We start from the raw sequence: 13,743 nt of genomic DNA, 5'->3' as shown, positions 1-13,743 counted from the left end.
GATGAAGATAAAGCAATACGATTTAGTGATTTTCGATTGGGATGGCACCCTGATGGACTCCATCGGTAAAATTATCACCTGTATTGAAAATATGGCTAAGGCATTGCAGTTACCTATCCCAACCGAAAGCGATATTCGCGATATCATCGGTCTTTCTATGACTGAAGCGCTGCGAGTCCTGTTTCCTCATGGGCTCAATCTCAGCGCTTCTTCTGCCAATTCTCAGCATCAGCAGCATCCTAAAAATTCATTTAGCCAAGGCGAAGATGATCCATATCAGCAGATGCGCGTTGAGTTTAAAGCACAATATTTGCATTTAGACACCACGCCAACGCCACTCTTTGCACAAGCACCTATTTTAATCGATGAGTTACATACTCAAGGTTATCAATTAGCTGTTGCAACCGGTAAGGCCCGTGCAGGGCTTGACCGCGTTTTTGCGCAAACGGGCTTAGGTCGATACTTTGTTGCATCACGCTGCGCCGATGAAGTGCACAGCAAACCCCATCCTGAAATGATCTCAAGTTTGCTGAAAGAATTGAATATTGCTCCGAACCGAGCCTTGATGGTGGGTGATTCTCTGCTGGATTTGACCATGGCGGCCAATGCCGGGATTGATAGTATTGGCGTGACCTATGGCGCCCACAGTGCCGAAAAGTTACTGCAAGCAGGACCTATCGCTTTGATTGACTCTCCTGCGCAATTGCTGCAATACCTCTAGCACTGCTATTTAATGCTGAAGCGGCAATACATGCCGCTACGCATGAGTACTTCTTTGTTACCTTTATTTACGTCCCATCTTCCCGTCAATGAAACGAATCTGCTGCTCGGCATTTTTGGGTGTGCTTAATCGATTTAATAAACAGAGCACGCTGAGCAAAACCTTAGTAAACGAAAAAGCTAACGTGTAAGCCGGTTAAGCGAGAACGTCTACACCTTGGGCCGACAGCATTTCTGTCAGTAATATCAGTGGTAAGCCAACTAAGGTATTCGGATCGCGACCTTCAAGCTCGGTAAATAACGCTATGCCTAAGCCTTCACTCTTAAAACTGCCCGCGCAGTAGTAGGGCTCTTCTTTTTCTATGTAGGCGACAATCTGCGCATGGCTAAGATGCCTGAAATGAACAGTAAAGGGTTCAACCTCGGCGGCCATGGCGCCCGTTTCGGCATTATAGAGTGCAAGACCAGTATAAAAGGTGATGGCCTTGCCAGAGGCTTGGGTGAGCTGCGCGACGGCATTATCAAAATGATGGGGCTTACCGATAATCTTGCCATCAATGACGGCAACTTGATCGGAGCCAATAATCAGCCCATCGGGGAATTGTTCTGCACCTGCGACGGCTTTTGCTTTGGCTAATCGCAGCACTAAGGCATGGGCCGATTCATCGATATGCGCCGTTTCGTCAATATCAGGATTGCAGCATTCGAAGGGAAGACCGAGTTTTTGCAGTAAAGACTGTCGGTATACAGAGGTCGAAGCTAAGATTAATGGGGTTGGCATAATAGGATATCCGCAAAAGAGTGACTCATATTGTGACCAATCTGCGCTAGAGAGTGCAAGAGTTTCGTCTTTTACGGTTTCTTTTCCGTGAATGCGACTATTTTAGTCGGCTTATGCTTGTATGCGACCTCGTGCTTGGGTACTATTTCGCTTCCGTCAATTTCAATGTTGGGGCTGGAGAAAGGCTTAAGTCGCAAACTGGGACTTAAGTTAGAATTTTTTCTTTGACTCTAGCGTTTTCAAACTATAATATGCGCGCCTTATGCAAACAGTAAAGATACCGGTTTCAATTGATCCATTTCGCGCCGCCTCGAGTCGCCTAGTTTATCAGGGCGTTGTTCCTGGTGTGCAATTGAAAAGATTAAATGAGTTATGTGCCGGCGACTGTTCCGATGTGGCAGTGTCGCTTGAATGTGGCGTAGATTTACAGGGGATAGTCTACCTGAAAGGGAAGGCTGTGACGGAGCTCACTCTGATATGTCAACGTTGCATGACGCTATTTACCACTGAGGTTACGGTCGAGTTTTGCTTCGGTCCATGCCGGACTAAGGCAGAAATCGATGAGCTCCCGGATGCGTATGACCCAATTGAGTGCAATGAAATTGGCGAAGTGCGTCTACATCAATTGATCGAAGATGAATTGATAGTCGCTATGCCGATAATCCCAATGCATCAAGAAATTGATTGCAGTGCTGGATCTAAAGACATGGTTGTAGGCGAGATCGAACCCGCTCATGAGGAGCGTCCAAATCCGTTTGCAGTGTTAGAAAAACTGAAGAGCAAGTAATCTAGGAGACAGGCCAATGGCTGTACAACAGAACAAAAAATCACGTTCAAAGCGCGGAATGCGCCGTTCACATGACGCACTGAGCACTGCTCAGCTGTCTGTAGACGCTACCAGCGGTGAAATCCATATGCGTCACAATGTGACTGCAGATGGCTTCTATCGCGGTAAAAAGGTAATCAACAAGTAATTTGTTGGTTTCCTAATGACGAATCTGACGCTTGCGTTAGATGCAATGGGTGGTGATCATGGCCCCCACGTCACAGTGCCTGCAGCCTTGCGGGCACTACAATTACATTCTTTTCTTAAAATCATTTTAGTCGGTGACAAGACTGAAATTGATGTCTATCTACGTCAAGCGGAAGCAAATTTACTTTCACGCATAGAAATCATTCATACCGATGAAGTCGTTAGTATGTCCGATCGACCAGTGCATGCTTTGCGTACACGTAAAAACAGTTCCATGCGATTGGCGATTGAGTTAGTGCGTGACGACCGCGCGCAAGCTTGTGTGAGTGCCGGTAACACGGGTGCGCTGATGGCAATGGCGAAAGTGTTGCTGAAGACCTTACCTGGCGTTGACCGTCCTGCGTTAGTGAGTTGTTTACCTGCGGTGACCCAAAAACCGGTTTATTTATTGGATTTGGGCGCGAATATTTCCTGTGACTCGGAAACCTTATTTCAATTTGCCGTGATGGGCTCTGTCCTGTGCGAAGCGGTAGATAAGAAATCTCGGCCAAAAGTCGCCTTGCTCAATGTGGGCATTGAAGAAATTAAAGGTAACGATCAAGTTCAGCAAGCGGCGCAGTTGCTGCAACACACAGATCAAATCAATTACACAGGTTTTATCGAAGGCGATGAAATCTACTCCGGTAATGTGGATGTGATTGTTTGTGATGGGTTTGTGGGTAACATCACGCTCAAGACCTCAGAAGGTATTGCCAAGTTATTGGTACATCAGTTAAAACGGGGACTAACCCAAGGTTTATTCGTTCGTTTTCTGGCTAAACTTATCGCCCCACGTATTCAGGCGGTCCTTAGTCAGATGAACCCCGACCACTATAACGGTGCAAGTCTGATAGGATTGCGCGGAATAGTTGTAAAAAGCCATGGAAACGCGGATGAAACTGCCTATTTACAAGCAATTAGTTTGGCAGTAACGGAAGCTCAACGTCGACTCCCTGAAATGATAAAAGATCGTTTGGAGTCGATTCTTTTAGATATAAATAACTGATCCCTCCTTATGCATACAAAAATTCTCGGAACTGGTAGTTATCTGCCAGTGCAGGTGCGTAGCAATCAAGATTTGGAAAAAATGGTGGAAACCACTGACCAATGGATTGTTGAACGTACAGGTATATCAGAACGTCGCATTGCGGCCTTCGATGAAACCGTTTCAACTATGGGCTACCAAGCGGCACTCAAAGCGCTGGAAATGGCTGGCATAGAAGCATCAGATTTAGACATGATCGTTTGCGGCACCACCAGTGCCCCCAATGCTTTTCCGGCTGCGGCCTGTGAAATCCAAGCCATGCTTGGCGTGCATACCATTCCAGCATTCGACATCGCAGCGGCTTGTTCAGGCTTTGTTTATGCTTTATCTGTTGCCGACCAATTTGTTAAAACGGGCGCGGCTAAAAAAGTCTTAGTGATTGGTGCCGATGTGCTGTCTCGCCTATGTGAGCCAGAAGATCGTTCAACCATTATTTTATTTGGTGATGGTGCGGGCGCCGTTGTGATTGGTGCATCTGAAACGCCAGGGATCATTTCTACCCACATTTATGCCGATGGTCGCCAAGGCGACTTATTGAAATGCGCTTTCCCACCACGCCAAGGCGAAACCTCTGAAGCGGTCGGTTTTATGACCATGAAAGGTAACGATGTCTTTAAAGTGGCAGTGACTCAATTGTCCCATGTTGTGACTGAGACGCTGCGCATCAACAATATCGATAAGTCAGAAATTGATTGGTTAGTGCCACATCAAGCTAACTTCCGTATTATCAATGCTACCGCCAAAAAGCTCGATATGAGTCTTGATAAAGTCGTATTGACCTTAGCTAAACACGGTAATACCTCAGCTGCATCTGTGCCCATCGCATTAGATGAAGCCGTGCGTGATGGCCGGATTCAGCGTGGACAACTCCTGCTGCTTGAGGCCTTCGGTGCCGGTTTTGCGTGGGGCAGTGCGCTCATTCGCTTCTAAGTTCTACATGTGTTTTCCACATGATTTTTCAATAAATTAAGTTAGCCATAGGTAATTTGAATATGGAAAATGTTGCTTTTGTATTTCCAGGCCAAGGTTCACAAGCCCTAGGCATGTTAGCCGAGCTTGCCGAATCACACGCCGTTGTCGGGCAAACCTTTGCCGAGGCGAGTGACGTCTTAGGTTATGATTTGTGGTCATTGGTTCAGCAAGGTCCTGTTGAAAGCTTAAATGAAACCGATAAAACCCAGCCAGCTCTATTAGCGGCGAGCGTGGCGATTTGGCGTGCCTATTTGGCTTCAGGCAAAGCTATGCCAGCCATGTTGGCAGGCCACAGCTTAGGCGAGTATTCTGCTTTAGTGTGCGCCGGAGTCATGGATTTTAAAGACGCGATTAAGTTGGTGGAGTTACGCGGTCAACTGATGCAGCAAGCGGTTCCTGCTGGCACAGGCGCCATGTATGCCATTATCGGTTTAGATAACGAGGGTATCGCGAATGCTTGCGCCGAAGCGGCTCAAGGCGACGTGGTGAGCCCAGTTAACTTCAACAGCCCTGGTCAAGTCGTTATCGCGGGTCAAAAAGACGCGGTTGAGCGTGCAGCTGCGGCGTGTAAAGCAGCGGGCGCTAAAATGGCAGTTGCTTTACCTGTCAGCGTGCCATCACACTGCGCATTAATGAAACCAGCGGCGGATAAACTGGCCGTGGCATTAAACGATGTACAGTTTAATGCCCCAACGATTACTGTGATTAACAACGTTGATGTGGCATCACCCACCTCTGCTGATGACATTAAAGATGCATTAGTACGTCAGTTATATTGTCCTGTCCGCTGGAGCGAAACTGTTGAGCTAATGGCCCAAAAAGGCATTACCCAACTGGTGGAATGTGGTCCTGGTAAAGTATTGACAGGATTAGCAAAACGAATTAATAAATCACTATCAGCCCAAGCGGTTAATGATGTCGCTTCATTAGCAGCATTAACTGAGTAAGGAGTTTGTATGAGTTTCAACCTGAATTTAACAGGCAAAGTGGCTTTGGTGACTGGTGCGAGCCGCGGTATTGGCCGTGCGATCGCTGAGACACTGGTCGAAGCCGGTGCCGTTGTTATTGGAACCGCAACCAGTGAGAAGGGCGCTGCGGCGATCCAAGAATATCTGGGTGACAAAGGTTTTGGTTTAGTGCTTAATGTCACAGATAGTGAATCTGTTACACATTTATTCGCCTCGATCAAAGAAAAAGCCGGTGATGTTGATATTCTAGTCAACAACGCGGGTATAACCCGTGATAATCTGCTGATGCGGATGAAAGATGATGAATGGCAGGATATTATCGACACTAACCTGACATCGTTATTTAGACTATCAAAACCTGTGATGCGTACCATGATGAAAAAGCGCTTTGGCCGAATCATCAATATCGGTTCAGTGGTAGGTACCATGGGTAATGCAGGTCAAGTTAACTACTCGGCAGCAAAGGCGGGTTTGATTGGATTTACAAAATCTCTTGCAAGAGAGGTTGCATCTCGTCAAATTACAGTTAATGCTATCGCTCCTGGATTTATCCAGACCGATATGACAGATGAGCTGACCGAAGAGCAGCAAAAAGCTATCATGTCACAGGTTCCGATGGAACGATTAGGGCAAGCGCAAGAAATTGCGAACGCAGTGCTCTTCTTGGCCTCGGACTCAGCCGCTTACATCACAGGCGAAACTTTGCATGTGAATGGCGGCATGTACATGGTTTAAGGGCGAATGGCAGGGATTTCTGTCGCAACTGAGTAGTGATCTGTATCAATTGATAGTGAAATTTCGTGGTTAGACCACGAAAACTAAGCTTGCATTGTCAGCCAAATCTAATAAACTACTCGCAATCTTACGCAAGTGCGTAATTTGAATAGGAAAGAAAACTAATGAGCAACATCGAAGAACGTGTAAAGAAAATCATTGTAGAGCAACTGGGCGTTAAAGAAGAAGACGTTAAGCCAGCGGCATCTTTCGTTGACGATCTGGGTGCAGATTCTCTGGACACTGTTGAGTTGGTTATGGCTCTAGAAGAAGAGTTTGATACCGAGATCCCTGATGAAGAAGCTGAAAAGATCACTACTGTTCAAGCAGCGATCGACTACGTTTCTAAGAATCAGTAATTCTGAATTCTTGAAGACAGGCGGCATTTTTGCCGCCTGTTTTTGTTTTACCCCCGTCAAATTCTGCCCCCGTGCCATTCAATCGTCTCTGGATCGTGTTTTAATTGTTATCCACGAGATGCTCGCCGCAGATTGGCGAATTTTTCTAAATAAACGTTATTTAAGAAATTGTCTAATGATAGAAAACCTTGTTTTATCTATCAGAACTAACAAATTTAGCATTTAAAGGTAAAGGTGACTGCCGTGTCTAAACGTCGTGTAGTGGTAACCGGTTTGGGGTTAGTAACTCCAGTGGGCAATACTGTCGATACTACTTGGAAGGCTTTGCTTTCTGGTAAGAGTGGTATTGCACCGATAACCAAATTTGATGCCAGTGAATTTACCACTCGTTTCAGTGGTTCAGTAAAAGATTTCGATGTTGAGCAATACTTAACGAAAAAAGATGCCCGTAAGATGGACCTCTTTATTCAATATGGTATGGCGGCTGGCATTCAAGCTATCAAAGACTCAGGTCTAGATATGAGCAAAGAAAACCCAGGTCGTGTCGGTACGGCTATTGGTGCTGGTATGGGCGGTATGTGGTTGATTGAACAAAACCACAGCGCACTGGTCAACGGCGGTCCGCGTAAGGTTTCTCCTTTTTTCGTTCCTAGTACCATTATCAATATGATTTCGGGTCACTTGTCGATCATGTTTGGCATGAAAGGGCCAAATTTTGCCGTGACGACCGCTTGTACTACGGGTGTGCACAATATCGGTTTTGCAGCGCGTACCATTGCCTATGGCGATGCCGACGTGATGGTTGCGGGCGGTGCTGAGGATGTTACTTCTCCTTTAGGTGTGGCAGGTTTTGGCGCTGCGAAAGCATTATCGACACGCAATGACGATCCGACTGCGGCAAGTCGTCCATGGGATAAAGACCGTGATGGTTTTGTGATCGGTGACGGTGCGGGTGTGATGGTGATGGAAGAGTACGAACACGCTAAAGCGCGCGGTGCGACCATTTACGGCGAGTTAGTCGGTTTTGGTATGAGCGGTGATGCTTTCCACATGACATCGCCTCCAAGCGACGGTGCTGGCGCTGCTGCGGCTATGGTCAATGCCATTAATGACGCTAAGTTATCACTGGAGCAAATTGGCTATATCAACGCCCACGGTACGTCAACGCCTGCGGGTGATAAAGCGGAAGCGGCAGCGGTTAAGTCTGTATTTGGCGATCACGCCTATAAAGTACTGGTTAGCTCGACTAAATCGATGACGGGTCACCTCTTAGGTGCTGCAGGTGCAGTTGAAGCGATTTTCACCTTACTAGCACTGCGCGACCAAGCTGTTCCGCCAACCATCAATTTGGATAATCCAGATGAAGGTTGTGATTTAGACTTTGTTGCTCATACTGCCCGTGACGTGAAGATGGATTACGCTCTGTGTAATTCCTTCGGTTTTGGTGGGACTAACGGTTCATTACTGTTTAAGAAAGTGTAAAACTTGCATTGATAGTGCAAAAAAACAGTGAAGAAATGCGCCTGAGGGCGCATTTTTTATGGATAAAATCCATTGAGATTGTGAATTGAGTAGCATTATTTTACGCCTTTATTGTGATAAGAATCACTTTCTAACTACCTGATATCCATGACGTTAACCTTTGTTCATCAAGCTTGTTTAATTCTATTGGCCACAGATAATGACAGATATATTTAATCTTGATGGAGTGTGTCATGTTAAACCCTGCGGTGATCCCGCTTGTCCCCCTCATCGGCGCATTAACGGCCAATCTGACCGAATTGATCCGCGGTGAATTTAAAGTTTGGCATCCTAACATGGACATAGGGATCAAGACTTTTACCTTAGCAATAGCCGCTTACGTGGTCGTCTGGTTTGCCTTATTGGTGACGGCGATTAATGTCGGTGGCGACAGCAATATGTCCTCGGGACTTGAAGTGCTCGGTTTCTTCATGCTTGGCTTAGGTGTGTACACTTTTGCGAAGGGCACACGATTTGTTAGCAGCGCGCTACAGCTATGGCTTTACCGCTTAGCACTGCCGAGTTTACTGCTTTGCTGCGTGCTTATTAGTCACTTTGGTTAAATCGAATTCTTTGGCGAGGCCAATCGTAATTATCTTTACGCTATTGGGGATTTCTATCGTAAACTCAGCTTATTGCACGAAGACATTGAGCCACAGTGGCTGAATAAGTTGAGGTTATATGGCTGGTATCGATAGACAAAGTACCCTGAGATTTTTGTCAGAGCCTGCGGATGTAAATTTTGGTGGTAAGGTCCACGGCGGCGCTGTGATGAAGTGGATCGATCTCGCGGCCTATGCCTGTGCAGCGGGTTGGAGCGGTAAATATTGTATTACTGCCTATGCGGGCGGGATCCGTTTTGTGCAACCCATTTTAGTGGGCAACATAGTCGAAGTCAGCGCTAAGGTGATTTATACGGGGAAAACTTCTATGCATATCGGTATCGATGTGCGGGCGGGCGATCCTAAAGTTTCTGAACGTCATCTCACTACCCACTGTATTGTGATCATGGTAGCTGTTGATGAACATGGCCAGCCAACGCCAGTGCCTGAGTGGATACCACAGACTGAACATGATATTCATTTGCGCGATTCTGCACTGCGCTTGATGGAAATGCGTAAAAAGATTGGCGCCGAAATGGAAGCCCACGTGGTGAAATAGCCCCATAAATTAAATCAACAAAGGCGCTTAAGGCGCCTTTGTTGTCTCTGCCGAAAGGTGCGTTTGCCTGTCGGTCCGATTTCAATCTGACGCTGTGCAGGATGAGTGCTAAACTGCCGCCATTATTTTTCACTGCCTATTTCCCTAAATAAACATCCGTAATTGAATCCATAGATTGAAACACTTACTGGAACTTTATTAGTATTTGTTGTTGAGGTTTTAGCGGTAACATATTGGGCAGACGAAACACAACTCGATTCAGCAATTTCTACTTGATTCACCTTGTTTACCTATTTGAGGATCACTTCATGGCAAAAGTCGCATTTATTGGTTTAGGCGTAATGGGATATCCCATGGCGAGGCATTTATTGAACAAAGGCCATGAGGTCACTGTTTATAATCGCACTTTTGCCAAGGCACAAACTTGGGTCGACACCTATGGCGGACGCTGCTGCCCAACGCCAAAGGAAGCGGCTCAGGGTCAAGATATTGTGTTTACTTGCGTGGGCAATGATAACGATCTGCGTGAAGTGGTATTAGGCAGTGATGGCGTTATTCATGGCATGGAAAAAGGCGCTGTGCTGGTTGACCATACAACGGCTTCGGCCGATGTCGCCCGCGAGCTTCATCAAGTGTTAGCAGAAAAGGGCATTGATTTCCTCGATGCACCAGTCTCTGGCGGTCAAGCGGGCGCTGAAAATGGCGCCTTGACTGTGATGGTTGGTGGCGATGAAGCTGTGTTTGCCCGTGTTAAACCTGTAATTGAAGCCTTTGCCCGCTGCGCCGAGCGTTTAGGTGAGGTTGGTGCGGGTCAGTTAACTAAGATGGTGAACCAAATCTGTATCGCGGGTGTGGTGCAAGGTTTAGCTGAAGCATTACAGTTTGCGCGCAAGGCAGGGCTCGATGGCGAGAAAGTCATTGAAGTGATCAGTAAAGGCGCGGCGCAAAGCTGGCAAATGGAAAATCGCTACAAGACGATGTGGGGCCAAAGCTATGATTTTGGTTTTGCCGTCGATTGGATGCGTAAAGATTTAGGCATCACCTTAGAAGAAGCTCGCCGCAATGGTTCACACTTGCCATTAACCGCGTTAGTCGATCAATTCTATTCAGAAGTACAGGGCATGGGCGGTAACCGTTGGGATACGTCTAGCCTGTTGGCACGTTTAGAAAAATCGGCGAAATAAGTTTTACCTTAAGTTTCATCGTTATAAAAACTTAGGTCTTGTAGTGATAGAAACTCTGGTTTCGAAGTGATAAAAACTTAGCTTTCGGAGAGATAAACACTCAGATTTCGCACTGAGAAAAATGCCCAGTCCCGATAGCGTCGGCAATAGGACTGGGCATTTTTGTTTGTATCGTTTTTTGACTAGGATTTAGAACTAGATATTAAGCCCTCGATTTTAAGCTCTAGATTTTAAGCTCCAGATTTTAAGAAATAAGATATTAAATCGTTAGTCTTTCCAGCGAATATGCGTCACTAAACTATGGGTTTCACCTGGGGCAAGCACGACTTTATCTTCTAACACATTGGCCGCTTCTAGGCAGACCATGGTCAGATAATCCTCTGGATTAAACCGGCCAAGGCGTTGTGACTTTTCAATCCATGGATTCCATAATACGGCGGATTGGCTGTTATCGCGGCTGACTTCAATTATCCCCTGCGGCGTATGCAATAATTGCACAGGGCCGAGTTCGGTATAGACGCGATCTGTCTCGCGATCAAAGCGCACTTCATCCGTGGTTTGTGGATAAGGCCCCTCGGCAAATTCGATGTATTTTGAGCCACTAAAACCGCTGGCTTTGAGTTGGTGGATATCCTCAATCGGGAAATAGCTGTGCAGCGCTTGGGTCAGCGTCACGGTTTCATCGCCTAAGTTGGTATTCACAAGACTGATACTCAGGGTGTCGCCTAGGGTGAATAACACGCTGACCTGAGTGTTATGCGGCCAATAGATTTTATCTTGCTCACTGATTTTTAAGCTAAAACGTAAATCCACTAACTGATTACGCATTTCTACCGATTCCAGCGCCCAAATGCGGGTGCGGGCGAAACCGTGTTGGGGGAAGTTTGCTTCACTACTCATGCCAAACCAAGGCCAGCATACGGGCACACCGCCACGGATCCCATTACCGGGTTGATAATCGTCAGCCGATGAAACCCACAGCAAAGGTGCTTTTCCTACGGGTTGAAAATAGTCTATTTGCGCGCCCTGCAAAAAAATTCTTGCCTGACATAACGCCGTATTCACTTCGACATAATCGAGCCCGTTGGCGTGCTTTTTAGTAGTGACAGAACCCATAGTTGCAATATCCTTAACTCTGCTGGCATATCAGAAAAACAGGCAGTTAGCTTACAAAGTTTTCCGCTATAACATAAGGCTTTGTTGCGATCAATTTACGGTTTCGCTGTTCGTTTGTGTAAACAAAAGTCTTTGCTGGCCGTTGGGGTGCTTTCTTTTTCGGCAAATTTAGCTAAAGTGGTCAGAGCATCAAAGTGGTCAGATCACTTAGTGAGTTGCAGTCTAACAAGAAAAGGGAAGCGATTATGCCAGTCTATCAAGCGCCGCTGCGCGACTATCAATTTATCCTCAATGAAATGTTACATATTTATCAGCAAGATGCTCTCAAGGGGTTCGATGAAATCGATCCAGATCTTGTTGATGCGATCCTGCAAGGTATGGCTGACTTTAGTACTGAAGTCATGCTGCCGCTCAATAGTGTCGGCGATCTGCAAGGCTGTAAGTTGGTAGATGGCAAGGTGATTACCCCCGAAGGATTTGATAATGCCTATCAGCAGTTTGTTGATAATGGCTGGCCAACGCTGACCTGCGATCCTGAATATGGCGGCCAAGGCCTGCCAGAAGTGGTGGGGATTTTTGCCACTGAGATACAAACGGCAACCAACATGGCCTTTGCCATGTATCCCGGTTTGACCCATGGCGCCTATGCCGCCATCCATGCCCACGGCAGTGATGCGCTTAAGCAAAAATATTTGAGTAAATTGGTTAGCGGTGAATGGACTGGGACAATGAATTTGACCGAGTCCCACGCCGGTACTGACTTAGCCTTATTACGCACCAAAGCCGTGCCAGTATCCGAAGGTGTTTTTGCTATCACTGGCGAGAAGATTTTTATCTCCTCAGGCGATCACCAACTCACCGACAACATAGTGCATCTAGTATTAGCCCGCTTGCCGGATGCACCTGAAGGCGTGAAGGGTATATCTCTGTTTGCGGTACCTAAAGTATTAGTGAATGGCGATGGTAGCCTAGGCGCGCCGAACACTTTATATGCCAGCGGCCTTGAACATAAGATGGGCATTCACGGTAACTCCACCTGTGTGATGGTGTTTGAAGCTGCGCTGGGCGAGCTTGTTGGTGAGCCACACCAAGGACTGCGCGCCATGTTTACTATGATGAACCAAGCGCGTTTAGGCGTGGGCGTGCAAGGGCTGGGTGTCTCTGAGATTGCCTATCAAAATGCGCTGGCTTATGCCAAAGACAGATTACAGAGCCGCGCCTTAAGCGGTGCCAAAGCACCCGAAAAAGCCGCCGATCCGATTTTGGTTCACGGCGATGTGCGCCGTATGTTGCTGTCGCAAAAAGCCTTTAATGAAGGCGCAAGAGCCTTAGTTGGACAACAAGCTTTGTGGCTCGATGAAGCTGAGCGCCATACCGTTCCCGCCAAAGCAAAAGCGGCATCCCAGTTAGCGGCCCTGTTCACGCCCGTTGTGAAAGGCTTTATCACCAACCGTGGTTTTAATGCCTGTGTCGATGCGCAGCAAGTGTTTGGTGGACATGGTTATATCCATGAGTGGGGCATGGAGCAATTTGTGCGTGATAGCCGTATTGCGCTGATTTATGAAGGCACTAACGGCATTCAGGCATTGGATTTAGTGGGGCGTAAGTTGCTAAGCGACCGCGGCGTGGCGATGCAGCAATGGTCGGCTCTAGTGACTGAGTTCATTAAGTCGCATAGCACGAATGCGGCGATGCAACCTTATGTGAGTGGTTTAATGGATTGTGCAGGTGATTTGCAAAAGGCCAGTGGTTATTTAGCGACCCATGCGGCGACCAATCCAGACATTATTGGCGCAGCTTCAATGGCTTATTTGGAGTTATTTGGGGTGACGGCACTGGCGTGGATGTGGGCCAGAAGTGCCGCGGTTGCATTAGCGGCGCTGGAGCAGGGCACTGAAGAAACCGCATTTTACCAAGCTAAATTGAAAACTGCTGATTTCTACATGGCTTACTGGGCGGTGCAAGGTCGCAGTCTGCGTAAGCAAATCGAGCAGGCGAGTGAAATGCTCACACAATTGGATGAAGCAATCTTTTAAGCATTCACCTTATAGGCTGAGTGAAGCCTTTGCTTAAGAACAGCTTAAGAAAAGCTCAAAAACCAGCGCATTGTCGCTGGTTTCTATTTTTGTA

General features: G+C 46.9%; 15 protein-coding genes. 13 read left to right on the top strand and 2 right to left on the bottom strand.

From position 1 onward, the window contains the following. Nucleotide 1 precedes the first annotated feature (1 nt). On the top strand, nt 2–721 hold the full coding sequence (locus OX890_RS14625) for an HAD family hydrolase (protein WP_268649449.1): 720 nt from the start codon (nt 2–4) through the stop codon (nt 719–721). Nucleotides 722–916: 195 nt separating this feature from the next. Here the strand turns inward: OX890_RS14625 and OX890_RS14620 are convergent, their stop codons facing one another. Further along, nucleotides 917–1,501 carry a Maf family protein gene (locus tag OX890_RS14620; protein ID WP_268649448.1) on the bottom strand — a complete coding sequence of 195 codons (585 nt, stop codon included), beginning with the start codon at nt 1,499–1,501 and terminating at the stop codon, nt 917–919. A 262-nt stretch (nt 1,502–1,763) separates the two neighbouring features. Here OX890_RS14620 and yceD point away from each other — a divergent pair, with 262 nt between their 5' ends. The 11 genes from yceD (at nt 1,764) to OX890_RS14565 (ending at nt 10,497) form a co-directional block, all read left to right on the top strand. Continuing rightward, complete coding sequence (yceD, locus tag OX890_RS14615; protein ID WP_006087468.1) at nt 1,764–2,288, top strand: 23S rRNA accumulation protein YceD; 525 nt, start codon at nt 1,764–1,766, stop codon at nt 2,286–2,288. A 16-nt stretch (nt 2,289–2,304) separates the two neighbouring features. Then, on the top strand, nt 2,305–2,475 hold the full coding sequence (gene rpmF / locus OX890_RS14610) for a 50S ribosomal protein L32 (RefSeq protein WP_006081226.1): 171 nt from the start codon (nt 2,305–2,307) through the stop codon (nt 2,473–2,475). 15 nt (nt 2,476–2,490) lie between these two features. Next, nucleotides 2,491–3,519, top strand: coding sequence for a phosphate acyltransferase PlsX (gene plsX / locus OX890_RS14605; RefSeq protein ID WP_006081227.1), 1,029 nt, complete (start codon nt 2,491–2,493; stop codon nt 3,517–3,519). A 9-nt stretch (nt 3,520–3,528) separates the two neighbouring features. Beyond that, nucleotides 3,529–4,488, top strand: a complete 960-nt coding sequence (locus tag OX890_RS14600) for a beta-ketoacyl-ACP synthase III (RefSeq protein ID WP_006081228.1) — start codon at nt 3,529–3,531, stop codon at nt 4,486–4,488. Nucleotides 4,489–4,550: 62 nt separating this feature from the next. Next, complete coding sequence (gene fabD / locus OX890_RS14595; RefSeq protein ID WP_268649447.1) at nt 4,551–5,477, top strand: ACP S-malonyltransferase; 927 nt, start codon at nt 4,551–4,553, stop codon at nt 5,475–5,477. A gap of 9 nt (nt 5,478–5,486) precedes the next feature. Continuing rightward, complete coding sequence (gene fabG, locus OX890_RS14590; protein WP_006081230.1) at nt 5,487–6,233, top strand: 3-oxoacyl-ACP reductase FabG; 747 nt, start codon at nt 5,487–5,489, stop codon at nt 6,231–6,233. A 164-nt stretch (nt 6,234–6,397) separates the two neighbouring features. Next, nucleotides 6,398–6,631, top strand: a complete 234-nt coding sequence (gene acpP, locus OX890_RS14585) for an acyl carrier protein (RefSeq protein WP_006081231.1) — start codon at nt 6,398–6,400, stop codon at nt 6,629–6,631. 243 nt (nt 6,632–6,874) lie between these two features. Continuing rightward, the gene (gene fabF, locus OX890_RS14580; protein WP_012088889.1) at nt 6,875–8,113 is read left to right on the top strand and encodes a beta-ketoacyl-ACP synthase II; all 1,239 of its coding nucleotides are present in this window, start codon (nt 6,875–6,877) and stop codon (nt 8,111–8,113) included. A 233-nt stretch (nt 8,114–8,346) separates the two neighbouring features. After that, nucleotides 8,347–8,715 carry a hypothetical protein gene (locus tag OX890_RS14575; RefSeq protein WP_012088890.1) on the top strand — a complete coding sequence of 123 codons (369 nt, stop codon included), beginning with the start codon at nt 8,347–8,349 and terminating at the stop codon, nt 8,713–8,715. Nucleotides 8,716–8,833: 118 nt separating this feature from the next. After that, entirely contained in the window at nt 8,834–9,313 is a 480-nt protein-coding gene (locus OX890_RS14570; protein ID WP_006087464.1) for an acyl-CoA thioesterase, read from the top strand. A 308-nt stretch (nt 9,314–9,621) separates the two neighbouring features. Next, nucleotides 9,622–10,497: an NAD(P)-dependent oxidoreductase gene (locus OX890_RS14565; protein WP_268649446.1), complete on the top strand. Its 876-nt coding sequence runs from the start codon at nt 9,622–9,624 to the stop codon at nt 10,495–10,497. A gap of 267 nt (nt 10,498–10,764) precedes the next feature. On the opposite strand, the gene OX890_RS14560 is transcribed toward OX890_RS14565, so the two are convergent. Continuing rightward, on the bottom strand, nt 10,765–11,613 hold the full coding sequence (locus OX890_RS14560) for a D-hexose-6-phosphate mutarotase (protein WP_268649445.1): 849 nt from the start codon (nt 11,611–11,613) through the stop codon (nt 10,765–10,767). A gap of 245 nt (nt 11,614–11,858) precedes the next feature. Here OX890_RS14560 and OX890_RS14555 point away from each other — a divergent pair, with 245 nt between their 5' ends. Next, on the top strand, nt 11,859–13,649 hold the full coding sequence (locus OX890_RS14555) for an acyl-CoA dehydrogenase C-terminal domain-containing protein (RefSeq protein WP_268649444.1): 1,791 nt from the start codon (nt 11,859–11,861) through the stop codon (nt 13,647–13,649). Nucleotides 13,650–13,743: the final 94 nt, after the last annotated feature.

Source organism: Shewanella sp. DAU305 (assembly GCF_026802235.1).
Taxonomy (GTDB): Bacteria; Pseudomonadota; Gammaproteobacteria; order Enterobacterales; family Shewanellaceae; genus Shewanella; species Shewanella baltica.
The sequence above is the reverse complement of the archived record's forward strand: the minus strand, read 5'-3'. Positions and strand labels throughout refer to the sequence as shown.